The organism is Mycobacterium timonense (assembly GCF_025821985.1).
GTDB classification, from domain to species: domain Bacteria; phylum Actinomycetota; class Actinomycetes; order Mycobacteriales; family Mycobacteriaceae; genus Mycobacterium; species Mycobacterium avium.
On the sequence record NZ_JACKSY010000042.1, the window covers coordinates 58,955 to 84,933 of the forward strand.

A 25,979-nucleotide genomic window follows, 5' to 3' on the forward strand; every position below is an offset into this window, starting at 1 on the left:
CGGGCTTACACGCCGAAGCGCGCCTTGACGTCCCGGGTCTGGAAGTGCTCGACGATGATGCCGAGCAGCGGGATGGTGCCGGACAGCAGCACGCCGATCGTCTTGCCGATCGGCCAGCGCACCTTGACCGCCAGGTTGAATGCGGTCAGCACGTAGACGAAATAGACCCAGCCGTGCACCACCTCGATCCACCGGATTTCGTGGTGCATGACCAGGTGCGAGACGATCTCGTAGCACAGCGCGATGAGCCACAGCCCCGTCGTCCACGCCATGATCCGGTAGCCGAGCAGCGCGGTGCGGATCTTGTCGACGGGGACCGCGGGCACGGGCGCTCCGGGCGTCTCCGGTGTGGTCATGTGGTTGTCCTGTCCTGTTGTGCGGCGTCCTGGGCGGCGAGCTCGGCCAGATAACGGTTGTACTCCCGCAGCGCCGGGTCGTCGGGCGGCCGGGGGGTGGGCCTGGGCCGCTCGGGCAGCAGCCCGGCGGGTATCTCCGTCACGGCAGCGGTGTCGCGCGGCCGGGGCGGTTCCTCTTCGTAGCGAACGAATTTGCGGTAGGCGTACACGCAGAACCACGCGAACAGCGGCCATTGCAGCGCGTAGCCGAGGTTCTGGAACGAGCCGGAGACGGACTGAAACCTGGTCCACTGCCACCAGCCCAGCGCCAGGCAGCCGCACGCCGCGATGATCACCAGAGCGATCAGCGCGGGCCGGCGACGGCGCTTCCGAGGGGCCGGGGTGGACACCCCTCGACCGTACCGCTGCGCACCGCCCAGACGGCCCGGGAGGCGACGAGGCGTTACGATCGCCACGCCGCGGGCGTGGCGAAATTGGCAGACGCGATGGTTTTAGGTGCCATTGCTCGAAAGAGCTTGAGGGTTCGAGTCCCTCCGCCCGCACTGGTATCGACGCAGGTCAGAGGGTGTTTTTGGGGCTTGCCACAGTCCGTTTGAGCACATTTTGAGCACACTCCAAAACACGTCTGCTCGCACAGCAAAACTCACACGGTGTCACGCGCTCGCCCAGGCCCGTACTGGACGTGCAAGCTCGCGGCCACCGCGTCTAGGTCGGTGTCGAACAGGTCGGCGTACACCCGCAACGTCACCGAGGGGTCTTTGTGGCCGAGCATCCGCGCCAGCGCCAGCACGTTCACGCCCGCCGACACGGCCAGCGAGGCGCACGTGTGCCGAAGGTCATGGGGCGTCACCGTTTGCACGCCAGCGGCCCGCACCGCCCGCGTAAACCAGCCGTTGGACGACTTCGGGCGTTGCAGGTACCGACCGTCCGGTGTGCAGAACACCAAATCGTTCGGACCCTTACCGGCGCAGATCGCCGACAATTCGTTGAGCACGAATTCGGGCACCGGCACCGACCGCGCCTCGCGGCCCTTGGTGGGTCCGACTTCATGCCTGACCCCGATCTGTACCGCGTTATTGTGAATGCTCAGACGCCGACGCAGGAATTGCACATCACGCACCCGGGCGGTGATCAACCAGGCAACCAGCCCGCGAGGCCGCGGAGGCGGCCAATGTCTGTCGAGACCCGGACGTCCACCTGTTCGTCGGCGGCAAGGATCTTGTCGGGACCGTCGTCAAAGCTGACAGCGATCCCTTCGGATGTCTCGGACACGTCCGTGACCCGGTGCCAGATGTTGGCGCTGCATGGACCGGGTGCTTCGCCGGAAATGCCCAGCCATAGCGCGGCTGAATCCCTCCACAGGGCCGGAATCAGCTCGGCCCGCACCACCCCGGTCGTCGGTTCTGATACCCGCTCTGCCATGCCTAGGAATGGTAGCGCCGGTACGCTGCCGGACCAGCAAACGGTGTCTCTCCGTGGCGCTGAGCCCCGGCAATCGGGCACACAGAAGCGGCCCCGAGCGTCTAGACCGAGGCCGCTGTGAGTGGGTTAGTAGTTACTGCCGCCGTATCCCGGTGGTGGCAGCTCAGGGTGGTTCGGGTCTAGCTGTAGCTGTGTCGTCGTCGTGGGCGGCATTCCATCGCCATCTTTGTATCGCTGCGTGGTCGCCGGTGCCGGTGGCGGCAGCTCGGAGCAGTTCGGGTACACAGTCGACGCATCGGCCGCGAGTATGTTCCATGCCATCTCTGTCGGGGTACGAGCAGCGCCGAGCAGCGGACGAGGGATGGTGAGGTGCATACCAACGTCGTTGTTCGACTCGGACACGACACCTTGCCAGGCTTGATAGCCCGAAAACCCTTGCTGTATAAGCTCGCAGTACCGGTGTGCGTGCGCAACCACCAAAGCCGGGTTATCAGCCTCGTACCCTTCAACCGATCGGAGCTGGTACAAAAGACGTCGGTCATCAGCGCTCAATACCGGTGGTACGGAGGGTTTCACCACGGTTACGGTCGGTGGCGTCGTGCTCGGCGCGGCTGCGACAGTCGTCGTTGTCGAGTGTTGCGGCACAACGTGATTCGTGACTGTTGTTTTGAAACCTGGTACCGCGAGCCATAACCCGGCACCGATCGCAGCGCCAGCGGCCACGATGCCGGTCGCGAGCGCAGCGGTGCGCGGCCATGAGCGGCGCTGTGACTCGTCGTCGCCGTCGTCGGCCGACCAGGCAAGCTCCGGTGTCGGCGCGGCGCTGGTCGGCACGCTGGTGGTTTCCGGTTCGTCGCCAGGTTCGGCCTGGCGGGTGTCGTCGTCGCTCATCGCCCGTTCTCCCCACTCGGGTCACTAGCGTAAAACTGGCGAGTGCCGAAGTGGTTGTTTTGGAGCAACGAGCTGGCGGATCAGGCCGCAAGACGCCGACGCCGCGTGACGTGGCTGATTGTCCCAAGCTGGCTGTTGTCAGCACTTAAGCGGTTCGATGCGCTGCCGAGATCGGGAGACGCTATTGTTGCTGGTAGTGGGGCAACACGACAAGGAAATCCGAGCGCTGATAGAGACGGTCTTGGGCCATGGATGGGTCGAGGTCACCGGGAAGCGGTACTACAAGTTCCGATGCCCGTGCGGGAAGCACCAGAAGACGATCCACAAATCGCCTAGCGACCCGAACTATGTGCGGAACACCTTGAAGTGGTTTGAGCGTCAAGAATGTTGGGAGGAAGGTGAGCAAGATGCCTAGCTTTTACGTCGAGCTGAACTTTGACGACGGTCGCGGCCAGTTCAACGACGACATGCTGGCTCACCTTGACGACGTTGCCGAGGCGCTCGCTGATCTGACCGGCGTTGATGGCGATGTGGGAGCTGACGTCGCGGCGGGGCGAGTCGATCTGTGCATCACGGTCACCGCCGACAACCCGCCAGACGCTCTGCTGAAAGCGTTCACAGCGGCCCGTACTGCGATACACACGGCAGGCGGGCACACCGGCACCTGGGATGGCTGGCTAGAAAACATGCTCGAAGAAGCTCAGTACCGGTCGAGCGTGACCCCGGCAGCAGCAGTGGACTGCACTGCCTGAGTCCGGCGCATGAGCGAGCTGCGGTACGGCAAAATCCGCCTGCCAAACAACCGGGGGTCCGCACAACGGGCGTACGACGCGGCTCTTGCGCAAGCGTGGTCGACTGTCGCCGAAGGTGAGCACGTCTTTGATCTCATCCTGGATGGTGGTCAGGCCGATCTTGGCAATGACGCCGTGATGGTGTGGTCTTACAGCTTTCAAGTGGTCGGTCCCGGTGAATCGGCATCCGGGCGGGTCCGTTGAACGGTCGGCAAACACCCTCGTGAGCACATTTTGAGCACAAAAATCCGACAGTTACAGATAACTAGCGTTAAGTCGCGTAGCGTGTTTGCGCAGCTAGACGGCTATTTGAGCCTCTGACCTGCATAGCTGTAGAGGGTTCGAGTCCCTCCGCCCGCACCGATGCGGTAAGGGAATTCATGCAGGTAGACAGCGGTTTTCATGTTCTCTCTGGCCGCTCCGTGGCCGCATTTTGGCCACAACTCACGAGTAACTTGGGCGAGCTGCATTGCTGGACGCGCTGCTCGATGAACGCGCCGCGGCCGCCCAAACCGGTGTTGCTAGGCGCGGCGGTATCAGCCGTGACGCCTGACGTGCGGTACTAGCGTGGGTCATCAAGCTGGCGGGGAAAGGGATGGGCGATGCTCGCTAGGTTGGCCCGGTCGCAATGTCCGACGCACGGCCGCAGGGCGACGGGGAGAACTGCGAAAACTCGGGCGCGGCAGTGCAGCTGAAGTGGTTGAGCGTCGCCGAGCTGATCGCGGAAGCCGGCGGCGATCCGTGGGCGATCAACCAGAGCCTTCAGGCCGGCAGCCCCTCTCAAATATCCAGCCTCGCTGAGGCTTTCCACGGAGCCGGACGCCACACGGCCGAAGCCGATCACGCATTCGAGCAAGCCCGGAAACGCTTCGACGCGGCCTGGAATCACCAGAACGGCGACCACCCGATCAACGACTCCGCCGAAGTGCAGCGCCTCGTCAAATCCCTTGGCGCGCAGTCGGAGCAACTTCCCAAGATCGGCACCGATCTGGAAGAACATCGCCGCCGCGCTGGCTGAAGCGCAGAAGGCGGGGACGCAACGAGTCGGCTTGTTGGAAGACGAGTTGCAGGGCCTCGACAATGTGATCGACGCTGCTGAGCATGACCTGCAATACGGCCATCCCAATCATGTGGGTGGGCAGGCAACCACCGGGCACACACACAGCGCCCCCGGTGGATGAGGAATACCGTTTCAGAAGGGAAGTGACGAGTGTGGACCTTGGGAGCCAGAATCGCGGTTGCGGCGTCAGCTGTCAGCCTGCTCCTGAGTGGCTGTTCTGAAGTGCGCAACCCCATCGCGCCGCCACAGGCGCGGGCTCAGGTCATCGCCGCCGCCCGCGACATCGTCCAGGCGCTCCACGCTGAAGTGACCGAAGCGAACTTCAGCTACGAGTCGTGTAATGACCAGGGCGAGGCGCCTTTTCGCGGTGTTGTCAACCTGTCGTTTTGGATGCCAGGAGTGCCGCACAACCAGGCCGTCGACCCGCAAGCAGTCATCAAGGGCCTCGTCGCCGACGGGTGGAGCACCGATTCCGACTTCGTATCGCACGGCGCAACGCTGAAGAAGAACGGCGTCATCGTCATCCTGACGATCGCGCCGCAAGCCGGGCCCAGCACCGTCTATCACCGGCATGTCGGCGCCGACATCAACGGCGAATGCCGCGACACCACCGACCACCGCACTGACGGCTCGACGTCTCCCGTCGACGTCAGCAAGGAAATCCAGCCTCAGTGACAAAAGGCCGAGTGGGACAAACCTGACCGAAAGTTATTGCTCAGGGACTTTTGCGAACTTCCAGGCTGGTCGCGACGTCATGGGCGAGCTGGTCGGCTAGTTCCCTCGACACGGTGCCGGTACAGCGCCACCGAAATCCTGCGGACTGGTAGGCGTCAAACACGTCCTGCCGGGTACATGGACCTCACGGGATATGAGGGAGACGCCATGCCCACCGGATACGAGTCAACACCACACGGCGAAGAGGCCGTCAGCGCAGAAGATGTCGAGCTCGCCGAACTCAGGGCCGCGAAGGCGCGGGAACGCGCCGCCCGCGCGGGACTGTCGGCGGCGCGCAGTTTCGAGGAATCCGCCGTCCAACACGAACGGGTCGCCAAGACGCAGGACTGGACGGTCCAACAGGGCGTGCCGGAGGTGGACATGCACCGCGCGTCGGCGATCAAGCACCGTCAGGCGGCGGCGGAGGACCGCAAGCTGGCCGAGCGCAAGCGCCGGGAATCCGCCGCCGACCTGGCCTCTCCGGCGTCGGCCAGCGACTGACGCCGGCCAGTCCTCGATGAACCGGGCCCGCACGTCGGGCGCCGGCAGCGGACGAGTGTCGTACTTACCGAACAGGCGCTACCGGACGTCGGCGACCCGGTCGTAGAGCCAGTCGCGCAGCCGGGCCGGCAGCGGCCGGGCCCGCAGGTTGACCTTTGGTAAGGCAACCCTTAGTTTGTGGGTGACGTACCGAGTCGTGAGCGGCTGGCCGGTGGTCGGCGAACGGGGATGCCACCCACCCGGGCACGCCCGGGTGACGAGACCGGGATTGGCCGCGGCCCCGGCGGCGACGATGCTGCCCGGGCGTCGGATCGGCGAGGCCGGTGTCCGGCGCGCCGCGAGAAAGGAGCGCTCATGGCCCGCGGCCTCCAGGGTGTGATGCTGCGCAGCTTCGGCGCCCGCGACCACACCGCGACGGTGCTCGAAACCGTGCGGATCGCACCGCATTTCGTGCGGGTCCGCATGACCTCGCCCACGCTCTTCGAGGACGTGGATGCCGAGCCCGCCGCCTGGCTACGGTTCTGGTTCCCGGACCCGGACGGGTCGAAAACCGAATTCCAGCGCGCCTACACGATTTCGGAGGCCGACCCCACCGCCGGACGGTTCGCGGTCGACGTCGTGCTGCACGACCCCGCCGGGCCGGCGTCGCGGTGGGCGCGCACCGTGCAGCCCGGCGCCACCATCGCCGTGATGGCGCTGATGGGCTCGTCCCGGTTCGACGTGCCCGACGAGCAGCCCGCCGGCTACCTGCTGATCGGCGACTCGGCATCCATCCCCGGAATGAACGGCATCATCGGCGTCGTCCCCGACGACGTCCCGATCGAGATGTACCTCGAACAGCACCACGACGACGACACCCTGATCCCGATTGCCGTGCACCCCCGGCTGCGGGTGCACTGGGTCGCCCGGCGCGACGAGAAATCGCTTGCCGCGGCACTGGAAAGCCGCGACTGGTCCAACTGGTACGCGTGGGCGACTCCCGAGGCCACCACGCTCAAGCACGTGCGCGCCCGGCTGCGCGACGAGTTCGGCTTCCCCAAGTCCGAGGTGCACGCCCAGGCCTACTGGAGCGCAGGGCGCGCGATGGGCACCCGCCGCGGGGACGAGTCGGCGACCACCGACGGCGGCACCGAAGCCGCGGAAGACATTGCGGCACAGGTCGATTCGCCCCAACGTCAGCCCGAGGCCGCGCCGGTGCCGGCGGCGCGCGGAAACTGGCGCACCCAGGCCGCCGGCCGGTTGCTGGCACCGCTGCGCTGGGCGCTGATCCTGTCCGGCGTGCTGCAGGCGGTGATCACGCTGATCCAACTGGCGCCGTTCGTGCTGCTGGTCGAGCTGGTCCGGCGCCTGGTGGCCGGGGCGCCCGCCGCCCGGCTGTGGGACGTCGGCATCGCCGCGGTGTCGCTGCTGGGTCTGGGGGCGTTGCTGGGCGCCGCGCTCACGTTGTGGCTGCATGTCGTCGACGCGCGGTTCGCCCGTGACCTTCGTTCGGCCTTGCTGCGCAAGCTTTCCCGGCTGCCGCTGGGCTGGTTCACCGCCCGCGGATCGGGCTCCATCAAGCAGCTGCTGCAGGACGACACGCTGTCGCTGCACTACCTGGTCACCCACGCCATCCCGGACGCGGTCGCCGCGGTGGTGGCGCCGGTCGCGGTGCTGGTCTACCTGTTCGCGGTCGACTGGCGGGTGGCGCTGGTGCTGTTCGTGCCGGTGCTGGTTTACCTGGTGCTGACGTCGTCGCTGACGATCCAGTCGGGGCCCCGCATCCCGCAGTCGCAGCGCTGGGCCGAGACGATGAGCGACGAGGCCGGCGCCTACCTGGAGGGCCAGCCGGTGATCCGGGTCTTCGGTGGTGCCGCCGCATCGAGTTTCCGGCGCCGCCTCGACGAGTACGTCGGCTTCCTGGTCGCCTGGCAGCGCCCGCTGGCCGGCAAGAAGACCTTCATGGACCTGGTCACCCGTCCCTCGACCTTCCTGTGGCTCATCGCGGCCGTCGGCACCCTGCTCGTGGTCGCGGGCCGGATGGATCCGGTGAATCTGCTGCCGTTCCTGTTGCTGGGCACCACCTTTGGCGCACGACTGCTCGGCATCGCCTACGGCCTCGGCGGTATCCGGGCCGGCATGCTGGCGGCCCGGCGCCTGCAGAACACGCTCGACGAACACGAACTCGAGGTGCGCGAGCCGGGCGAGCCCACCGGGGAGTCGGCGCAGGCGGTGGTGTTCGACAACGTCGGTTTCGGCTACCGCCCCGACGTTCCGGTGATCCACGACGTGTCGCTGACGCTGCGGCCCGGCACCCTCACCGCGCTGGTCGGCCCGTCGGGATCCGGCAAGTCGACGCTGGCCGCCCTGCTGGCCCGCTTCCACGACGTCGACCGGGGCTCGATAACCGTTGGGGGGCGCGACATTCGGTCGATGACGGCCGACGAGCTCTACGCCCGGGTCGGATTCGTGCTGCAGGAGACGCAGTTGGTGCACGGGACGGTCGCGGAGAACATCGCCCTGGCGGTGCCCGACGCCACCGCCGCGCAGATCGAGCAAGCCGCGCGCGAGGCGCAGATCCACGACCGCATCATGCGGCTACCGCACGGCTATGACACCGTGCTGGGCGCCGGCGTCGGGCTCTCGGGCGGGGAGCGGCAACGCCTCACCATCGCCCGCGCCATCCTGGCCGACACCGAGATCCTGATCCTCGACGAGGCCACCGCGTTCGCCGATCCGGAATCGGAATACCTTGTGCAGCAAGCACTTAACCGCTTGACGCGGGACCGCACCGTGCTGGTGATCGCCCACCGGTTGCACACCATCACCCGGGCCGACCAGATCGTCGTGCTCGACCACGGCCGCATCGTCGAGCGCGGCAGGCACGAGGAACTGCTGGCCGCCGACGGCCGCTACCGGCGGCTGTGGGAGGGCGGTCGGCGCGGCGCGGTGACCGTCGGCACGGCGGGGGAGGTTGCCCGATGATTCGCACCTGGCTGAGCCTGGTCCCGGCGGACCGCCGCAACAAGGTCGTCGCCTATACCGTCCTGGCCCTGCTGTCCGTCGCGGTGCGCGCGGTGGCCACCGTTCTGCTGGTGCCGCTGGTGGGCGCGCTGTTCAGCGGCGCCCCGCACCGGGCGCTGGTCTGGCTGGGCTGGCTGACCGCCGCCACCGCGATCGGCTGGGCGATCGACACCGCCACCGCACGCATCGGCTTCAACCTGGGTTTCGCGGTGCTCGACCACAGCCAGCACGATGTGGCCGACCGGCTGCCCGGGGTGCGGCTGGACTGGTTCACCGTCGAGCACACCGCGACGGCCCGGCAGGCCATCGCGGCCACCGGTCCGGAACTGGTCGGCCTGGTGGTCAACCTGCTCACGCCGCTGATCTCGGCGGTGCTGCTGCCCGCCGCCATCGCGGTGGCGCTAGTGCCGGTGTCCTGGCAACTGGGGCTGGCCGCGCTGGGCGGGCTGCCGCTGATGCTGGGCGCGCTGTGGGCGTCGGCGCGCCTGGCGCGGCGCGCCGATTCGACTGCCGCCGAAGCCAATAGCGCGCTCACCGAGCGGATCATCGAGTTCGCCCGCACCCAGCAGGCGCTGCGGGCCGCGCGGCGCGTCGAGCCGGCGCGCAGCCTGGTCGGCGACGCGCTGGCCGCCCAGCACGGCGCGACGATGCGCCTGCTGGCCATGCAGGTCCCGGGCCAGCTGCTGTTCAGCCTGGCCAGCCAGCTGGCCCTGATCCTGCTGGCCGGGGCCGCCACCGCGCTGACCGTCAACGGCACGCTGACGGTGGCCGAGGCCATCGCGCTGATCGTCGTCATCGTGCGCTACCTCGAGCCGTTCACCACCATCAGCGAGCTGGCGCCCGCACTGGAGAGCACCCGCGCCACGCTCGACAACATCCGCGCCGTGCTCACCGCGCCGCAAATGAACGCCGGCTCGGCGTCCCTGCCGGGTACCGCGGCGCCGCGCATCGAGTTCGACGACGTCGTCTTCCGTTACGACGGGGCGAGCGTGCCGGTGCTCGATGGGGTGAGCTTCTCGTTGGAGCCGGGCAGCACGACGGCGATCGTCGGACCGTCCGGATCGGGCAAGAGCACCATTTTGGCGTTGATCGCCGGACTGCACGAGCCCACCCGGGGCCGGGTGCGCATCGACGGCGTGGACGCGGCGACGCTGGACGCCGAATCCCGCCGCGCGGCCAGCAGCGTGGTGTTCCAGCACCCCTACCTGTTCCACGGCTCCATCCGCGACAACGTGCTGGCCGGTGATCCCGGCGCCGGCGACGACGCCTACGCGCGCGCGGTGGCGCTGGCCCGCGTCGACGAGCTCGTCGCACGACTGCCCGACGGCGCCGACAGCGTGGTCGGGGAGGCCGGCTCGGCGCTGTCCGGCGGTGAACGCCAGCGCGTCAGCATCGCCCGCGCACTGCTCAAACCGGCGCCCATACTGCTGGTCGACGAGGCGACCAGCGCGCTGGACACCGAGAACGAGGCGGCGGTCGTCGACGCGCTCACCGCCGACCCGCGCTCGCGCACCCAGATCATCGTGGCGCACCGGCTGGCCAGCATCGGGCACGCCGACCGCGTCCTGTTCCTCGACCACGGACGGGTGGTCGAGGACGGAACGGTCGACGAATTGCGCGCCGCGGGCGGGCGTTTCGCCGAATTCTGGCGGCAGCAGCACGAGGCCGCCGAATGGCGGATTCCGGCCGGTTAGCTCACCGCGGTTGACCGCAACTCTTGCGGTATGCCTTACAGTTTGTCAGTCGGATCTGCATCCAGGAGGCGTGCCGCGATGAGTGCTGTGCTGTCGATACCGCGTTACCCCGGCGACGTCACCCCGCAGTGGCTGTCGGCGGCGCTGAGCGGGCGCGGCGCTCCCGTCGAGGTCGCCGAGGTGGACGTGGCCGCGATCGGCACCGGGCAGACCGGGGCCACCTACCGGGTGACGGCCCGCTACGCCACCGATCCCGGTGACCTGCCGCAGACCTTCGTGATCAAACTTCCCGCTCAGGACGACACCGTGCGCGACCGGGTGGTCATCGGCTACCGCAGCGAATGCGCGTTCTACTCCTCGGTGGCCGACCGGGTGCAGGTGCCGACACCGCGCTGCTTCTACTCCGAGATCACCGAGGACGCAATGGATTTCGCCCTGCTGCTGGCCGATCAGGCGCCGGCGGTGCAGGGCGATCAGCTGTTGGGCTGCGGTGAAACCGAGGCGCGGCTTGCGGTCACCGCGCTGGCCGGTCTGCACGCGCCCAGCTGGTGTGACCCGGTGTGGCTCGACTTCCCGGGCATCGCGTTCGGGCGGCCCGACGAAGCCGGGGCGGGCGGCATGGGGGAGGTGGCGAAGATGAGCGCCGACATCACGCTGGAGCGGCTGGGCGATCGGATGAGCGCCGAAGACCGCGAAACCTTCGCCGCGGCAATGGGTGTGATCGCGCCGTGGCTGCTGTCCGAGTATGACCGGTTCGCCCTGCTGCACGGCGACTACCGGCTGGACAACCTGCTGTTCGACCCGGACCGAACCAGGGTGAGCGTGGTCGACTGGCAGACGCTCGGCGTCGGCCTTCCGGCCCGCGACCTTGCCTACTTCACCGCGACCAGCCTGGATTCGCCGCTGCGCGCGGCCATCGAGGAAGAGCTCGTCGCCGACTACCACCGCGCGCTGGTGGCCGGTGGGGTCAACGGCTACGACCGCGAAACCTGTTGGCGCGACTACCGGCTCGGGGTGCTGCAGGCGCCGCTGATCTCCGCGCTGGGGTTCGCGTTCGCCGCGGCCACCGAGCGCGGCGACGACATGGTGCTGACCATGCTGGGCCGCGGCTGCCGGGCGATCCGCGAGCTGGGCACCCTCGAGCTGATCGGCTGACGCCTCAGAGGTCGCCGGTGAAGTCGGCGCTCAGCCAGCGGTCGGGCCGGATGGTGAATAGCACCTCCTCGACACCCTCCAGGCTTTGCACGAACGCGCGCCCACCCTCCTCGCCCAGGTAACGGATGGCGACGGCCAATTGCACGTCGGACGGGGCCGGCTTGGTGGCGTCGACGACGGTGCCCTCCACCACCACGTACTGATACGGCGGCTCCTCGCGCTGGACCGCCACAGTGACCTTGCCCGCCCGCTCGATGAGCCGGGCCTTGCGACTGGACGCCCCGGTCATGATCCGGATGTCGCCGCCGGGGGTGTAGTCGTACCAGATCGGGACGGCGGCCGGCGGGCGGCCGTCGGTGGCCTCGACCGATAGGACCGCGACGTGTGTGCCGGCGAGGAACTCCTGGCGTTCGGATTCGCTGAAGGGTTTCATGTGGCCTGCAAGTGCGCGACGCGCGTGATCTATTCCCGGGGCCGGCGCTCAGTACTGGGTCGAGCCCTGATCGACCGGGATCTGGGCGGCGGTGACCTTGCGCGATTCGTCGCTGGCCAACCAGCACACCGTGTCGGCGATATCCTCCGGCTCGGCGACCCAGTCGGGCAAAAACGGTGTCAGCACGTGCGACAGCTGCGGGTTGGTCTCCATGGCCTGGCCCACCGCGGTGACCATGTCGCCCGAGCCCATCGGCGTGTTCACCGGTCCGGGATGGACGCTGTTGACCCGGATCGAATGCTTGCCCAACTCCGCGGCGAACGCCCGCGCCAGCCCGGTCACCGCGTGCTTGCTGGCCGTGTAGTGAATCATGAACGGCTGCATCTTCATTCCCGCCGCCGAACTGATCAGGATGATGGAGCCGCCGCGGCCGCCCTCGATGATCCGGGGCGCGCCGGCCATCACCGTGTTCCAGGTGCCGGTGACGTTGATGTCCATGACGTCGCGGAAGTCTTCCGGGGTGATGTCGTCCCAGGCCTGGGGGGCCGCGACCCCGGCGTTGGCGACGATGATGTCGAGGCGCCCCAACGCGGCCACGCCGTCGTCCACCACCTTTCGCAGCCCGTCGAAGTCGCGGGTGTCCACCACCGCGGCGACGATCCGGCGGTTCGCGGCCTCGACCAGGCGCACGGTTTCGCTCAGGTCCTCCGGGCTCGCCGGATCGTAGGGAACGCACGAGGGCAGCTTGCCGGCGATGTCGACGGCGATGATGTCGGCGCCCTCGGCGGCCATCCGGACCGCATGCGCACGGCCCTGGCCGCGGGCCGCCCCGGTGATGAAAGCTACTCGCCCCTCGAGCTTTCCGGCCATCAGCGCTCCTTCGTGGTAGTGGCTCGCTGGGCCGCCTTGACGAGGTTCGACCCGATGATCAGACGCTGTATCTCGCTGGTGCCCTCGTAGAGCCGCAGCAGGCGCACGTCGCGGTAGATGCGTTCCACCGGGACACCGCGCATGTAGCCGCTGCCGCCGTGCACCTGGACCGCGAGATCGGCCACCCGGCCGGCCATTTCGGTGCAGTACAGCTTGGCCGCCGACGGTGCCACGCGGCGGTCCTCGCCGGTCACCCACAGCCGGGCGGCCTCGCGCACCAGCGCGCGCCCGGCCAGCACCTCGGTCTGCTGGTCGGCCAGCATGGCCTGCACCAGCTGGAAGTTTCCGATCGGTGTGCCGCCCTGTGTCGCGGTGGAGGCGTAGGACACCGATTCGTCGAGCGCGCGTTGCGCGGCGCCGACCGCGAGGGCGGCGATGTGCACCCGTCCGCGCGCCAACGAGGTCATCGCCGCGCGATACCCGATGTCCTCGCTGCCGCCGATCAGCGCGTCGCCCCCGACCCGGACGTCGTCGAAGCTGACATCGGCGGTCCAGGCGCCCTCCTGGCCCATCTTGGCGTCCTTGGCGCCGATCTGCACACCCGCCGCGTCCGCCGGAACCAGGAAGACGGCGATTCCGGGTCCCTGGTCGTCGGCCGGCCGGGTGCGGGCGAACACCACGAACAGGTTGGCGACGGGCGCGTTGGTGATGAAGCGCTTTTGCCCGGAGATCACCCAATTGTCGCCGTCGGCAACGGCTTTGGTGCGCAGGCCGGCCGGGTTGGACCCGGCGCCGGGTTCGGTCAGGGCGAAGGAGGCGACGACGTCGCCGGCCGCCATCGGCTCGAGCCAGCGAGCCTTTTGCGCCTCGGTGCCGAAGCCGACCAGCACTTGACCGGCGATGCCGTTGTTGGTGCCGAACATCGAACGCAGCGCCAGCGAGGTGTAGCCCAATTCCATCGCCAGCTCGACGTCTTGCATCAGGTTGAGGCCGAGCCCGCCCCACTGCTGGGGGATGGCGTACCCGAACAGCCCCATCTTCTTGGCCTGGTCGCGCAGGTCGTCGGGCACCCGGTCGCCGTCCAGGATTTCCTGCTCGCGGGGCACCACGGCGGTGCGGACGAACTGGCGGGTCTGGGCCAGGATCTCGCCGAAATCCTGCTCCGAGACCTCGGCGACTTCAGCGCTGGTCATCTGCGGACGCTCCCTCTTCTGGCACCTATCTGGTCGGGATCCCTGCGCCGCAGGGGGCGGGCCCCTCCGTCGGCCCGGGCCGGGTACCCGGCATCGAGGCAGATCCTATATGAAATATGATATTCGGACGTCGGGCACCCCCGGCCGGGGGCCAATTCAAGGGAGGCGTGGTACAGGTGTCCTTGCTCAGTGGTCAGACCGCGGTCATCACAGGTGGCGCACAAGGTTTGGGGTTCGCGATCGCCGAACGGTTCGTCGCCGAAGGGGCGCGGGTCGTCCTCGGCGACGTCAATCTGGAGGCGACGCAAACCGCGGCCAAACAGCTGGGCGGTGACCAGGTGGCGCTGGCCGTGCGCTGCGACGTCACCAAGTCGTCCGAGGTCGAAACGCTGATCCAGACCGCCGTCGAGCGGTTCGGCGGCCTGGACATCATGGTCAACAACGCCGGGATCACCCGGGACGCCACCATGCGCAAGATGACCGAGGAGCAGTTCGATCAGGTCATCGCCGTGCACTTGAAGGGCACCTGGAACGGCACCCGGTTGGCGGCGGCGATCATGCGGGAAAACAAGCGCGGCGCCATCATCAACATGTCCTCGGTGTCGGGCAAGGTCGGCATGGTCGGCCAGACCAACTACTCGGCGGCCAAGGCCGGCATCGTGGGCATGACCAAGGCGGCCGCCAAGGAGCTGGCCTACCTGGGTGTGCGGGTGAACGCGATCGCCCCCGGTTTGATCCGCTCGGCGATGACAGAGGCCATGCCGCAACGCATTTGGGACTCCAAGGTGGCCGAGGTGCCGATGGGCCGGGCCGGCGAGCCCAGCGAGGTCGCCAGCGTGGCGCTGTTTTTGGCCTCCGACATGTCGTCGTACATGACCGGCACCGTCATGGAGATCACGGGCGGCCGGCACCTGTGAGCGCGGTCCGCGAAGCCGTCATCTGCGAGCCCGTCCGGACGCCGATCGGCCGCTACGGGGGAATGTTCAAGGCGCTCACCGCCGTCGACCTCGGCGTCGCGGCGCTCGGTGGGCTGTTGCAGCGAACCGGGTTGCCCCCCGAGGCCGTGCAGGACGTCATTCTCGGGCACTGCTATCCCAGCAGCGAGGCGCCGGCGATCGGACGCGTCGTGGCACTGGATTCCGGTCTGCCGGTGACGGTTCCGGGCATGCAGGTCGACCGGCGCTGCGGCTCGGGACTGCAAGCCGTGATCCAGGCCTGCCTGCAGGTGCGCAACGGCGATCACGATCTGGTCATCGCCGGCGGCTGCGAAAGCATGAGCAACGTCGCCTTCTACTCCACCGACATGCGCTGGGGCGGCGCCCGCAGCGGTGTGCGGGTGCATGACGGGCTGGCCCGCGGACGCACCACGGCCGGGGGCCGGCGCTACCCGGTGCCCGGCGGCATGCTGGAAACGGCCGAGAATCTGCGCCGCCAGTACGGCATTTCCCGCCAGGAGCAGGACGAGCTGGCGGTGCGGTCACACCAGCGCGCGGTGGCCGCGCAGAAAGACGGCATCCTGGCCCAGGAGATCATCGCCGTCGCGGTGCCCACCCGGCACGGCGACGAGCTGATCGACACCGACGAACACCCGCGCGCGGATACCTCGGTGGAGTCGCTGAGCAAGCTCAAACCCGTTCTGCTGGAACAGGATCCAGAGGCCACCGTCACGGCGGGCAACGCCAGCGGGCAGAACGACGCGGCCTCGATGTGCGTGGTGACCACGCCGGAGAAGGCCGACGAGCACGGCCTGAGGCCATTGGTGCGGCTGGTGTCGTGGGCAGTGGCCGGGGTCGCCCCTCACATCATGGGCATCGGGCCGGTCCCGGCCACCGAGGTGGCGCTGGCCAAGGCGGGGCTGTCACTGTCCGACATCGACCTCATCGAGCTCAACGAAGCCTTTGCCGCGCAAGCGCTTGCGGTGATGCGGGAATGGAAGTTCGGCGCCGCCGACCACGACCGCACCAATGTGCACGGCTCCGGGATCTCGCTGGGCCATCCGGTCGGCGCCACCGGCGGCCGGATGCTGGCCACCCTGGCACGCGAGCTCACCCGCCGCCAGGCCCGCTACGGCCTGGAGACGATGTGCATCGGCGGCGGCCAGGGCCTGGCCGCCGTCTTCGAGCGGGTCGCCTGAGATGACCGATCCGCGGCTGCCCCTGCACGGCCTCAGCGTGGTGGAGGTGTCCAGCTTCGTCGCCGCGCCGTTGTGCGGCATGACGCTGAGTCAGCTCGGCGCGGAGGTGATCCGGGTCGACCCGATCGGCGGCGCTTCCGACGTGCAACGCTGGCCGCTGGCGGCGGACGGCACGTCGATCTATTGGACCGGGCTGAACAAGGGAAAGCGTTCGGCCACCATCGATTTGCGGTCCGCCGAGGGCCAACGGCTGGTGCAGCGACTGATCGTGGAGGGCGACGGCGTCGTCGTCACCAACGCGGCGGGCCTGTCCTGGCTGAGCCACGATGCGCTGGCGGCGCTGCGCGCCGACGTCATCCACGTCCAGCTACTCGGTCGCGGCGACGGCTCCACCGGCGTGGACTACACCGTCAACGCCGGCATCGGCTACCCGCTGGTCACCGGCCCGGCCGAGCACGCCGGCCCGATCAACCACGTGCTGCCGGCCTGGGACGTGTGCTGCGGACTGTATGCCGCGCTGTCCGTCGTCACCGCCGTCCACCGCCGCGAGCAGTCCGGGGCCGGCGCGCGGATCAGCCTGGCGCTGGAGGACGTCGCGCTGGCCACCGCGGCCAACCTGGGGTTGCTCACCGAGCCGCAAGTCGTCGGCACCCAGCGCGAACGGTTGGGCAACGCCATCTACGGCCAGTACGGGCAGGACTTCACCAGCCGCGACGGAGCCAGGTTCATGGTTGTCACGTTGACCGGTCGGCATTTTCGCGACCTGCTCGACGTGACGGGCACCGGCGCGGCGGTGTCGGCGCTCGCCGATGCGCTGGGTGTCGACTTCGGCTCCGAGGGCGAGCGCTACCGGTACCGCGACGTGCTCTCCGGTCTGTTCGCCACCTGGTTCGGCGATCACACCGCCGACGAAATCACCGCCGCGCTGTCGCACACCACCGTGCTCTTCGAGCGGTACCGCACCTTCGCCGAGGTCGCGGCGGGGCCGAAAGTCACTGCCAATCCGCTGTTTTCCCGATTGCACCAGCCCGGCCTGGGCGACTACTTCGCGCCCGGATTGCCGGCCGCGTTCGACGGCACCCATCCCGCCGGCGCGCCCGCCCCCGCCCTGGGGCAAGACACCGCCGAGGTCCTCGCGCGGCTGGGGCTCACCGCCGCGGACATCGAGCGGCTGGCCGACGCCAAGACCATCGCCTGCTGAGCAACCGAAGGGAACGCAGCACATGACCAGACTGGCCCAGACCCTCGGGTTGACCGAATTCCAGACCGAGATCATCGCCACCGTACGGCAATTCGTCGACAAGGAAGTCATTCCCCACGCCGCGGAACTGGAACGCGCCGACACCTACCCCCAGGACATCGTCGACCAGATGCGCGACATGGGGCTGTTCGGGCTGATGATCCCGCAGGAGTACGGCGGATTGGGCGAGTCGCTGCTGACCTACGCCCTGTGCGTGGAGGAGCTGGCCCGCGGCTGGATGAGCGTCTCCGGTGTGCTCAACACCCACTTCATCGTGGCCTACATGCTGCGCCAGCACGGCACCGACGAACAGAAGCAGCGCTTCCTGCCGCGGATGGCGGTCGGCGAGACCCGCGGCGCGTTCTCGATGTCGGAGCCGGAGCTGGGCTCCGATGTGGCCGCGATCCGGACCCGCGCCCGGCGCGATCCGGACGGCGGCTACACCATCGACGGCCAGAAGATGTGGCTCACCAACGGTGCCACCTCGACGCTGATCGCGGTGCTGGTGCGCACCGACGAGGGCTCGGACAAGCCGCACCGCAACCTGACCGCGTTCCTGGTCGAGAAGCCGGTCGGGTTCGGCGAAGTCGTTGCGGGCCTGCGGATTCCGGGGAAGATCGACAAGCTGGGCTACAAGGGCATCGAAACCACCGAGCTCATCTTCGACGGCTACCGGGCGGCCGCCGACGACATCCTCGGCGGCACGCCGGGGCAGGGCTTCTTCCAGATGATGGACGGCATCGAGGTGGGCCGGGTCAACGTCTCGGCCCGCGCGTGCGGTGTCGCGATCCGCGCCTTCGAGCTGGCGGTGCGCTACGCGCAACAACGCGAGACCTTCGGCAAGCCGATCGCCGAGCACCAGGCCATCGCGTTCCAACTGGCCGAGATGGCCACCAAAGTCGAAGCGGCACACCTGATGATGGTCAACGCCGCACGTCTGAAGGACTCGGGGGAGCGCAACGACGTCGCCGCCGGAATGGCCAAATACCTGGCCAGCGAATACTGCGCCGAAGTGACCCAGCAGAGTTTCCGGATCCACGGCGGCTACGGCTATTCCAAGGAGTACGAGATCGAGCGGCTGATGCGCGACGCGCCGTTTTTGCTCATCGGCGAGGGCACCAGCGAGATCCAGAAGAACATCATCAGTAAGCGGCTGCTCGCCGAATACCGGGTGTAGGCAACGATGAGCGTTCCGGATTTCGCGGCCCGACCGCAACTTTCCGACGACGTCGCGCATCTGATCCGCGGCCGGATCTTTGACGGCAGTTACGCCGCCGGCTCCTATGTGCGGCTGGATCAGCTGGCCGCCGAACTCGGGATCAGCGTCACACCGGTGCGTGAAGCGCTGTTCGCGCTGCGCGCCGAGGGCCTGATCAGCCAGCAGCCCCGGCGCGGCTTCGTTGTGCTGCCGGTCACCCGGCGCGACGTCACCGACGTGGCGAACGTGCAGGCGCACGTCGGCGGTGAGCTGGCCGCGCGTGCGGCGGTCAACATCACCGACGACCAGCTGCGCGAGCTCAAACAGATCCAGGCGCAGCTGGAGGACGCCTACGCCGGCGACGAGCACGAGCGCACTGTCCGGCTGAACCACGAATTCCACCGGGCCATCAACATCGCCGCCGACTCACCCAAACTGGCGCAGCTGATGTCCCAAATCACCCGCTACGCACCGGAATCGGTGTTCCCTGCGATCCAGGGCTGGCCCGAGCAGTCGATGAAGGACCACCGGCGCATCTTGTCCGCGCTGAAAAAGCGGGACGACAAGCTGGCCCGTGCGGCGATGTCGGAGCACCTGGCCGCCGGTGCGGTTCCGCTGATCGATCACCTGGTCGCCCGCGGTGTGGTGGTCGACGGCGGCGGGCCGGACCCCGGTTGACGCGAGTGTTGTCTTTGTCGACGCGTGCGGCATACGCTGCGACCTAAGGGGGCAACAGAACGGAGCGAGGAAGAATGTCCCCGACGCTTCGCGCATCGGCGGTGCTCGTTGTCTGTGTCGCGGCGATTGCGCTCGCGGCCCCGGCCTTCGCCGACCCGATGGACCCCATTCCCGGCACCGGTGTTTTCGTGGTGGGCCCCGACATCGCCCCGGGCCTCTACCACACGGGCGGCTCGGGCTCGGCCTTCGGGGTCTGGATCAACAATGTGCCGACCCAGGACTCGATGTGTTCGTGGTTCACCTACAGCACGGCGGACGCGAACAAAGAGCATGTGCTGCAGACGAATACCTCGATCGGCCCGATGTATGCGAACATCAACTCCGCGGTCAAGGCGTTCGAGTCGCAGAACTGTCAACCCTGGACACGGGTTTCCTGACGCCGGTCGGCGTCGGCGAGCAGCTCGCGCAGCCGGCGCACGTCGACCTTGCCGGTGACCCCGCGCGGCAGGTCGTCGTCGGATCGCAGCACCAGCCACACACTGGGAACCTTGAAGGAGCTCAACAGGTTTCGCGCGGCGGCGCGCAGTTGTGCGGCGGTCAACTCACGGCACACCACCGCCGCGCCCACCCGGTCACCCGTGGCGCCCGGCACATTGGTGACGACGGCGCCGTCCACCCCGTCGATGGTGCGTAGCGCGCGCTCGACCTCGCTCGGGTAGACGGTGGCGCCGCTGACCTTGAACATGTCGTCGGCGCGCCCGTGGTAGAACAAAAACCCCGCGTCGTCGAGATGACCCAGGTCGCCGGTGGGGTAGAAGCCGTCGACGGTGAACAACTCTTCGCGGCTGCGGCCACACATGCCGCGCAGCGTGTGCGGTCCCCGGATCTGGATGATGCCGGCGGTCCCGGCCCCGACCGGCGCGCCGGTGTCGGGGTCGACGATGCGGACTTCCATGCCGTCGAACGGCTTTCCGCAGCTGCCCCGCGCCGAAACGGGCATGTCGGTGTCGGCGGGGTAACCGCTGTACGGGCCGAACGCCTCGGTCATGCCGAAAAGTGTGGCCCGGGCGCCCGGTCGGGCGCGCTGTTCGGGCGGCAGCAGGGCTTGCAGGCTTCCGGGCCGCAGCGCCGAGAGGTCGGCGCCGACGGTGCCGGCATGCCTGGCCAGGGTCTCGGCCTGGTCCGGCCAGCCCCGAAACAGCGTGACCCGTTCGCTTTCCAGCAATCGCAGGGTGGTCTCCGGTCGAGGGATTTCCTCGGTCACCAGGGTGGCGCCGGCCAGCAGCGCGGACAGTATTCCGCTGCCGAAACCGCCCACCCAGAAGAACGGCATCGGCAGATACAGACGGGAGTCGGCGTCGATGCAGCGGGCCGCGAGGCCGGATTGCACCGCGCCCAGCGCGCTGCCGTGCGAGTGCCAGACGCCCTTGGGCGTTCCGCTGCTTCCCGAGGTGAACATGATCACCAGCGGGTCCGCGGGGGTGACGGTTTGGGTCATGGCATCGACGATCTGGCCGGCCCGCGCGCCGGCCGCGGCGGCGTCGAGCTGTTCGGTCGGCCAAACCTGTTGCAGCGCTGGCAGTTCGGAACGCACCGCCGCGACGTCGTCGAGGTAGCGGTGACCGCGGAATTCGTCCACGCTCACCAAGAACTGCACGGCGGCGACCCGCAACTGCGCGACGAGTTCACCGGCTCGCAGCAGCGTGCTCAGCGGTACCAGGACGGCGCCGATGCGGGTCAGGGCGATGGCGATCAGCACCCAACGGGTGTTGTTGGGCATGATCAATCCCACCCGGGTGCCCTTGCCGACGCCGGCCTGCACGAACACCGCGGCGAGTTCCCTTGTGGCGGTGTCGAGTTGGTCATAGGTGATGCGGTAACCCGGGTCGATCACCATCGGCTTGCCGCCGAACTCGGCGGCGCGCGACCTGACCAGGCGATCGATGGTGGGTGTGCTCGCCTCAGGCATCGAACAGCTTCCTCAGTTGCCGCAGGTCGACCTTACCGCTGGACAGCAGTGGGACGTCGGCGCGGCGCAGGGAAGCGAACCGCCGGGGGATCTTGTACGCCGACAGTTCGGATTTGAGTCGTTCGCGCAGCGCGTCCGGATCGAGGGCGGCCCGGTCATCCGGCCACACCACCGCGGCGGCGACCAGCTGGCCGCGCCGGGCATCGGGAATCCCGACCACGTAGGCGGTCGCGCCGCCGGTGACCGCCGCGATCGCCTTTTCGACCTCGACCGCCGAGACGTTGGCGCCCGCGGTCTTGATCATCGCGCCCAGCCGCCCGGCGAAATAGAAGTATCCGTCGGCGTCGGCGCGCACCAGATCGCCGGTGTGGAACCAGCCGTCGGGGTCGAAACACTCTTCCCGGCTCCGTTTGTGGTACCGCTGCATCAGATACGGCCCGCGGATGCACAGTTCGCCCACCTCACCCACCGCGACGGCGGCCCCGGTGTCGGGGTCGAGGATCCTCGCCTCGAACCCGGGCGCGGGTTTGCCGAACGAGCCGCGCCGGTGCTCGGGCTGGTCGGCTTCGTCGTCGCCGATCAGCACCACCCCGCCGGCCTCGGTCATGCCCAGCATGTTGTGCCGCAGTTCGGGGTCGGCGGGCCGCGCCTCGACCGCCATGATCGGATACAGGTTCCCCCGCCGCATCGACGACAGATCGCGGTCGGCAAAGCTCGGGTGCTCGGCCAGGTGGGCGATCCCCGCGCTGAAACCGTTGGTCATGGTGGGCTTTTCGGCTTCCAGCAGGTCCAGAGTCGCCCCGGCGTCGGTGGCGTTGGAGCATATCAGCGTCGATCCGGCCACCAGTGTGGCCAGCAGTCCGAAGGCGAACCCGCCGATCCAGAAGAACGGTGAATTGCAGAACAATCGGTCGTCGGCCGTCAAACCCCGGATTCCGTTGAGGTTGCGCTGGTGTTCCAGCAGCGCACCGTGGGTGTGCACCACCCCCTTGGGGGTGCTGGTCGACCCGGAGGTGTACACGATGGCCAGCGGATCGCACGCCTGCACGTCGTCCTCCATCGCGGCCAGCAGTGCCGGGTCGATGCCGCCGCCCGGGGCGCCCACCGTCTGCGGGGCGAACAGCACCCGGCGCAATTGCGGCGCCGCGGTGCAAAACAACCGGCGGCCGGGATCGAAGTCGGTCTCCGACACCGCCTCGGACAAGCGCCGCGCATAGTCGTGCGAGCGAAAGGAGCGGGCGCTCAACAGGATCTCGACGTCGCTGTCGAGAAGCTGCTCGCGCAGCTCGCGCACGGTGACGAACGTCGAGAACGGCACCACCACGGCGCCGATCCGGGCCGCCGCCAGCATCGCGACGACGAACCGCGCACCGTTCGGGTGGAGCAGCCCGACATGCGTTCCCTTGCCGGCGCCAAGGGCGATCAGCCCCCGGGCGAGTTCGGCCGATCGGACGTCGGCCTCGGCGTAGCTGATCCGTTCGGCGTCGCAGATCAGCAGCGGGTGGTCGCCGCGCCACCGCGCCTGGTGCCGCAACGTCGCGCCGACCGTCGCGAAATCACCGGGCATGGTCGCGCAGTACCGTCGGCCGCTCGGCGAAGTAGCCGCGGACCGCGGCCAGGTCGGCCTTGCCGGACGGGGTTCGGGGCAGGGCGTCGACGATCGCGATCTCGGTGGGAATCTCGTAGCGCGCCAAGCGCTCTCGCAGATGCTCGACCAGTGCGTCGGTCGTCGACGGCGCGCGGAGTTCGACCATGGCCACCGGCGTCTCTCCCAGTCGTGGGTCGGGCCGGGCGACGACGGCCGCACCGGCGACCGCGGGGTGGCTTTCCAGCGCGGCGCGCACGTCGTCGGGCATCACCTTGAACCCGCCGCGAATGATCGCTTGGTCGGCGCGCCCGACGATCCAGACAAACCCGTCGGCGTCGATGCGCGCCATGTCGGTGGTGCGCAGCCAGTCCGCGTCGGGCCCCAGCTGCCCGGGCTTGACCTCCATCAGCCCGATTTCGTCCGGCCCCAGCGGTGTTCCGTCCTCGGCGACCACCCGCAGCGCCGCGCCCGGGTTGGCCCGGCCGACACTGCCCCGTTTGACCCGCCAGTACCGCCGGTGATCGGCGAGGGTCCAGCCCGCCACGCCGCCACCGAATTCCGTTGCCGCATAAGAGGTCAGCACCGGGATGCCGTACTTCTCGGTGAACGCGTCGGCGTCATCGGCCGACAGCGGCGCGGTGCCGCACGTGACGACCTGGATGCTTTCCAGATCGGCGCGCGGCAGGTCGGAGTGCAGCACCGTGCGCAGCGCGGCGGGCACCAGCGACACCGCGCGGGGCCGGTGCCTGCGCACGGCGGCGGCCCAGGCGTTCAGCTCGAAGCGTTCCAGCAACACGAATGGCCTTGCGTCGGCGATGCATTGCAGCACGCGGAACACCCCGCCGATGTGCACCAGCGGAGAGTTCACGATGGCGACGCCGCGCCGCGGTTCGGTGGGCGCCGGTGCGGTGCCCGGCTCGACGCCCAGCACGCTGCGCGCCAGCATGTCGTAGCCCAGGTCGATTCGCTTCGGTGGGCCGGTGGTGCCGCTGGTCAACATGCGCACCGCCACACTGCGCGGCGCGGCGGCGGGCGGGGCGGCCGGCCCCGGCGGGTCGGCGAGGCGCGAGATCGGCATCGTCGGGGTGTCGTCGGTCACCAGGGCGGCCAGATCGTCGGGCTCGCCGATGATCAGGGGCAGCCGCAGCCGCGCCAGGTCGGCCCTGGTGCGCTCGTCGCCGCGGGACGGGTTGACCACCACGACCGTTCCGCCGCCCAGCAGCACGCCCAGGAACGCCGCCACCTGCCAGGGCCGGTTGCGTAGCAGCATCCCCACCTCGGTGCCGGTGGTGCGAGCGGCCACCTGTCGCGCCGTCGCGCCCAGCTGTGCCCGGGAAAACCATTGGCCGCCATACTCGATGGCGCGGCCGTGCGGCTCGAGGTCGAGCACGTCGGCGATGCGCTGGACAAGGGGATGACGCGGCATCAGCGGATCTTCGGTGTGCGTGCCGCGCCGCGTGCACCGGCGTCCCGGCCGGCGGCCAGCTCGGCGGTGCCCAGCGGATTGCCCAGCCGGGTGTAGATGAGGCCCTGCTCCATCGCCGCGCGATACGGCTTGTCCAGTGATTCCCAGATCGCCTTCACCGTGCCCGCGGTCGCGGTCGGGGGCTTGGCGGCGATGGTCGCCGCGATCTCGTGGGCCCGGTCCCAGAGCCGTTCGGCGGGAACCACTTCCGTCACCAGGCCGATCCGCAGCGCGGTGTCCGCCCCGACCCGTTCGTCGTTGCCCATCAGTGCGATCCGCAACGTCTCGCCGAGCCCGATGCGACGCATCAGGCCGACCGGTTCCAGGGCACAGACCAGGCCGGCCGACACATGCGAATCGAAAAAGGTGGCGTCCTGCGAGCAGATGACCACGTCGGACTCGTTGACGAAGTAGAACGCGCCCGCGGTGCACATGCCCTGGACCGCGCACACCACCGGCTTCCACATCTTCTGCCACTTCGGGCTCAGAGCTTCGCCGGGATCCTCGTGGTTCCAGATGTTTTCGGGCTGACCGTACGGCGTCTTGATGTCCAGCCCGGCGCTGAACGCCCGGTCGCCGGCGGCCCGCAACACCACCGCGTGCACCGCGTCGTCGAGCTTGACCAGGCGCCACGCCTGAGCCATCTCGGCACACATGGCGCGGTTGAACGCGTTGAGCTGCTCGGGCCGATTCAGCGTGATGGTGGCGACGTGGTCGGTGGCGTCCACCTCGAGCAGGATGGTGTCGAACTGCGCGCTCATCGGCATTGCCAATTCGGTTGGCGCTTTTCCACGAAGGCCCTCGGTCCTTCGGCCGCGTCCTCGGTTCGCAACACCCGCTCGCGGAAGGTCTCGGCGAGGATCTCCGCCTCGTGCAGCGGCACGTTCAGCCCCTTGAGGATGGCCAGCCGGGTGCCCCGAACGGCCAGCGGCGCATTGGAATTGACGATGTCGGCGATCTCGTGCGCCCGCTCCAGCAGCCGGTCGTGCTCGACGATCTCGCTGATCAGCCCGAGCTCGTAGGCGCGCTGTGCGCTCATCCGCTCGTGCTTGCCCATCAACGCCATCCGCAGCGCGATCGAGCGGGGCAGCACCCGCGACACCCGGACCAATTCGCGGCCGGCCACCAGGCCGATGCTGACGTGCGGGTCGAAGAAGGTGGCCTGCTCGGACGCGATCACGATGTCGGTCGTCGTGACCCAGTCCATGCCCGCGCCGCAACAGATTCCGTTCACCGCGGTCAGCACCGGCTTGGCCATGGTGCGAAACGGCGGCGTCCCTTCCTGCGGGGCCTCCCATTGGTCGTAGGTCGACAGGTACGGCCGCTCGTAGATCACCTTGCCGTCTTCGGGGATCTCCTTGACGTCGGCGCCCGAGCAGAACGCGCGGCCGGTGCCGGTGACGACGAGCAGCCACACCCTGTCGTCGTTCTCCGCCTCGTGGTAGGCGGCCCGCAGTTCGGTGATCATGTGCGGGCTGAGCGCGTTGAGGGCGTCCGGGCGGTTCAGGGTGATGGTCGCGGTGTGCCCGTCGACCTCGTACTTGATCGTGTCGAACGAATCAACGGGCATGAGTCATCCCTTCGTATCCCGGCGCCACCGAGCGTGGGCCGTATGTACGGGTGG

The 25,979-nt window shown here is 68.6% G+C and carries 26 protein-coding genes, 1 tRNA gene and 2 pseudogenes; 15 read left to right on the forward strand and 14 right to left on the reverse strand.

Annotated features, from left to right (window positions below; genetic code table 11):
• Positions 1–5: 5 nt before the first annotated feature.
• Together H7I87_RS11930 and H7I87_RS11935 are read right to left on the reverse strand one after the other, a co-directional pair.
• Entirely contained in the window at positions 6–356 is a 351-nt protein-coding gene (locus H7I87_RS11930; protein ID WP_003873191.1) for a DUF3817 domain-containing protein, read from the reverse strand.
• The gene (locus H7I87_RS11935) at positions 353–745 is read right to left on the reverse strand and encodes a hypothetical protein (protein ID WP_023861312.1); all 393 of its coding nucleotides are present in this window, start codon (positions 743–745) and stop codon (positions 353–355) included. The genes H7I87_RS11930 and H7I87_RS11935 overlap by 4 nt, the downstream gene beginning before the upstream one ends.
• A gap of 69 nt (positions 746–814) precedes the next feature.
• On the opposite strand from H7I87_RS11935, the gene H7I87_RS11940 reads away from it, so the two are divergent.
• Positions 815–898, forward strand: a tRNA-Leu gene (locus H7I87_RS11940).
• 101 nt (positions 899–999) lie between these two features.
• Here the strand turns inward: H7I87_RS11940 and H7I87_RS11945 are convergent.
• From H7I87_RS11945 to H7I87_RS11955, 3 genes and pseudogenes are all read right to left on the reverse strand, one after another.
• Positions 1,000–1,488 (reverse strand): annotated as a pseudogene (locus H7I87_RS11945) (tyrosine-type recombinase/integrase); the annotation flags it as partial.
• Positions 1,488–1,778, reverse strand: coding sequence for a hypothetical protein (locus H7I87_RS11950; RefSeq protein ID WP_129560132.1), 291 nt, complete (start codon positions 1,776–1,778; stop codon positions 1,488–1,490). The pseudogene H7I87_RS11945 and the gene H7I87_RS11950, both read right to left, overlap by 1 nt.
• A gap of 126 nt (positions 1,779–1,904) precedes the next feature.
• A complete protein-coding gene (locus H7I87_RS11955; protein ID WP_129560133.1) occupies positions 1,905–2,669 on the reverse strand; it encodes a hypothetical protein in 765 nt (254 codons plus the stop codon).
• A gap of 407 nt (positions 2,670–3,076) precedes the next feature.
• Here H7I87_RS11955 and H7I87_RS11960 point away from each other — a divergent pair, with 407 nt between their 5' ends.
• The 5 genes and pseudogenes from H7I87_RS11960 (at position 3,077) to H7I87_RS11980 (ending at position 5,735) form a co-directional block, all read left to right on the forward strand.
• Complete coding sequence (locus tag H7I87_RS11960; RefSeq protein WP_033717905.1) at positions 3,077–3,421, forward strand: hypothetical protein; 345 nt, start codon at positions 3,077–3,079, stop codon at positions 3,419–3,421.
• Between the two features lie 9 nt (positions 3,422–3,430).
• The gene (locus H7I87_RS11965) at positions 3,431–3,664 is read left to right on the forward strand and encodes a hypothetical protein (protein ID WP_129560134.1); all 234 of its coding nucleotides are present in this window, start codon (positions 3,431–3,433) and stop codon (positions 3,662–3,664) included.
• A 481-nt stretch (positions 3,665–4,145) separates the two neighbouring features.
• Positions 4,146–4,584: pseudogene (locus H7I87_RS11970) on the forward strand (putative alpha/beta hydrolase); the annotation flags it as partial.
• A gap of 86 nt (positions 4,585–4,670) precedes the next feature.
• A complete protein-coding gene (locus H7I87_RS11975) occupies positions 4,671–5,195 on the forward strand; it encodes a lipoprotein LppJ family protein (RefSeq protein WP_023861317.1) in 525 nt (174 codons plus the stop codon).
• Positions 5,196–5,372: 177 nt separating this feature from the next.
• Complete coding sequence (locus H7I87_RS11980; protein ID WP_009975755.1) at positions 5,373–5,735, forward strand: hypothetical protein; 363 nt, start codon at positions 5,373–5,375, stop codon at positions 5,733–5,735.
• 78 nt (positions 5,736–5,813) lie between these two features.
• Here H7I87_RS11980 and H7I87_RS11985 read toward each other — a convergent pair whose 3' ends face one another.
• On the reverse strand, positions 5,814–6,143 hold the full coding sequence (locus tag H7I87_RS11985) for a hypothetical protein (RefSeq protein ID WP_019732864.1): 330 nt from the start codon (positions 6,141–6,143) through the stop codon (positions 5,814–5,816).
• Here H7I87_RS11985 and H7I87_RS11990 point away from each other — a divergent pair.
• The 3 genes from H7I87_RS11990 (at position 6,090) to H7I87_RS12000 (ending at position 11,587) form a co-directional block, all read left to right on the forward strand.
• Positions 6,090–8,699 carry an ABC transporter ATP-binding protein/permease gene (locus H7I87_RS11990; RefSeq protein ID WP_024637120.1) on the forward strand — a complete coding sequence of 870 codons (2,610 nt, stop codon included), beginning with the start codon at positions 6,090–6,092 and terminating at the stop codon, positions 8,697–8,699. The two genes, H7I87_RS11985 and H7I87_RS11990, sit on opposite strands and share 54 nt — an antisense overlap.
• Positions 8,696–10,432: an ABC transporter ATP-binding protein gene (locus H7I87_RS11995; RefSeq protein WP_011724227.1), complete on the forward strand. Its 1,737-nt coding sequence runs from the start codon at positions 8,696–8,698 to the stop codon at positions 10,430–10,432. The genes H7I87_RS11990 and H7I87_RS11995 overlap by 4 nt, the downstream gene beginning before the upstream one ends.
• A gap of 78 nt (positions 10,433–10,510) precedes the next feature.
• Positions 10,511–11,587: a phosphotransferase family protein gene (locus H7I87_RS12000; RefSeq protein WP_023863557.1), complete on the forward strand. Its 1,077-nt coding sequence runs from the start codon at positions 10,511–10,513 to the stop codon at positions 11,585–11,587.
• A 4-nt stretch (positions 11,588–11,591) separates the two neighbouring features.
• Here the strand turns inward: H7I87_RS12000 and H7I87_RS12005 are convergent, their stop codons facing one another.
• The 3 genes from H7I87_RS12005 to H7I87_RS12015 are packed head-to-tail and all read right to left on the reverse strand — an operon-like array spanning position 11,592 to position 14,083.
• Positions 11,592–12,020, reverse strand: a complete 429-nt coding sequence (locus H7I87_RS12005) for a pyridoxamine 5'-phosphate oxidase family protein (protein WP_033726733.1) — start codon at positions 12,018–12,020, stop codon at positions 11,592–11,594.
• 48 nt (positions 12,021–12,068) lie between these two features.
• Complete coding sequence (locus H7I87_RS12010; RefSeq protein ID WP_009975763.1) at positions 12,069–12,890, reverse strand: mycofactocin-coupled SDR family oxidoreductase; 822 nt, start codon at positions 12,888–12,890, stop codon at positions 12,069–12,071.
• Positions 12,890–14,083: an acyl-CoA dehydrogenase family protein gene (locus H7I87_RS12015; RefSeq protein ID WP_011724230.1), complete on the reverse strand. Its 1,194-nt coding sequence runs from the start codon at positions 14,081–14,083 to the stop codon at positions 12,890–12,892. The genes H7I87_RS12010 and H7I87_RS12015 overlap by 1 nt, the downstream gene beginning before the upstream one ends.
• 167 nt (positions 14,084–14,250) lie before the next feature.
• On the opposite strand from H7I87_RS12015, the gene fabG reads away from it, so the two are divergent.
• The 6 genes from fabG (at position 14,251) to H7I87_RS12045 (ending at position 19,770) form a co-directional block, all read left to right on the forward strand.
• Positions 14,251–15,000, forward strand: a complete 750-nt coding sequence (gene fabG, locus H7I87_RS12020; protein WP_015632616.1) for a 3-oxoacyl-ACP reductase FabG — start codon at positions 14,251–14,253, stop codon at positions 14,998–15,000.
• On the forward strand, positions 14,997–16,217 hold the full coding sequence (locus tag H7I87_RS12025; protein WP_009975768.1) for an acetyl-CoA C-acetyltransferase: 1,221 nt from the start codon (positions 14,997–14,999) through the stop codon (positions 16,215–16,217). The genes fabG and H7I87_RS12025 overlap by 4 nt, the downstream gene beginning before the upstream one ends.
• A 1-nt stretch (position 16,218) precedes the next feature.
• Positions 16,219–17,418: a CoA transferase gene (locus H7I87_RS12030; RefSeq protein ID WP_003873178.1), complete on the forward strand. Its 1,200-nt coding sequence runs from the start codon at positions 16,219–16,221 to the stop codon at positions 17,416–17,418.
• 22 nt (positions 17,419–17,440) lie between these two features.
• Positions 17,441–18,634, forward strand: coding sequence for an acyl-CoA dehydrogenase family protein (locus H7I87_RS12035; protein ID WP_003873177.1), 1,194 nt, complete (start codon positions 17,441–17,443; stop codon positions 18,632–18,634).
• 6 nt (positions 18,635–18,640) lie between these two features.
• Positions 18,641–19,333, forward strand: a complete 693-nt coding sequence (locus tag H7I87_RS12040; protein ID WP_011724231.1) for a GntR family transcriptional regulator — start codon at positions 18,641–18,643, stop codon at positions 19,331–19,333.
• 74 nt (positions 19,334–19,407) lie between these two features.
• Complete coding sequence (locus H7I87_RS12045; protein WP_011724232.1) at positions 19,408–19,770, forward strand: Rv1352/Rv1906c domain-containing protein; 363 nt, start codon at positions 19,408–19,410, stop codon at positions 19,768–19,770.
• On the opposite strand, the gene H7I87_RS12050 is transcribed toward H7I87_RS12045, so the two are convergent.
• The 5 genes from H7I87_RS12050 to H7I87_RS12070 are packed head-to-tail and all read right to left on the reverse strand — an operon-like array spanning position 19,746 to position 25,925.
• A complete protein-coding gene (locus H7I87_RS12050; RefSeq protein WP_011724233.1) occupies positions 19,746–21,302 on the reverse strand; it encodes a class I adenylate-forming enzyme family protein in 1,557 nt (518 codons plus the stop codon). The genes H7I87_RS12045 and H7I87_RS12050 overlap by 25 nt on opposite strands.
• Positions 21,295–22,869, reverse strand: coding sequence for a class I adenylate-forming enzyme family protein (locus tag H7I87_RS12055; RefSeq protein ID WP_009975779.1), 1,575 nt, complete (start codon positions 22,867–22,869; stop codon positions 21,295–21,297). Before H7I87_RS12055 ends, H7I87_RS12050 begins: the two co-directional genes overlap by 8 nt.
• On the reverse strand, positions 22,859–24,316 hold the full coding sequence (locus H7I87_RS12060; RefSeq protein WP_033726734.1) for a class I adenylate-forming enzyme family protein: 1,458 nt from the start codon (positions 24,314–24,316) through the stop codon (positions 22,859–22,861). The genes H7I87_RS12055 and H7I87_RS12060 overlap by 11 nt, the downstream gene beginning before the upstream one ends.
• Positions 24,316–25,122, reverse strand: coding sequence for an enoyl-CoA hydratase/isomerase family protein (locus tag H7I87_RS12065; protein ID WP_011724236.1), 807 nt, complete (start codon positions 25,120–25,122; stop codon positions 24,316–24,318). Before H7I87_RS12065 ends, H7I87_RS12060 begins: the two co-directional genes overlap by 1 nt.
• Positions 25,113–25,925, reverse strand: coding sequence for an enoyl-CoA hydratase/isomerase family protein (locus H7I87_RS12070; RefSeq protein WP_003873171.1), 813 nt, complete (start codon positions 25,923–25,925; stop codon positions 25,113–25,115). The genes H7I87_RS12065 and H7I87_RS12070 overlap by 10 nt, the downstream gene beginning before the upstream one ends.
• Positions 25,926–25,979: the final 54 nt, after the last annotated feature.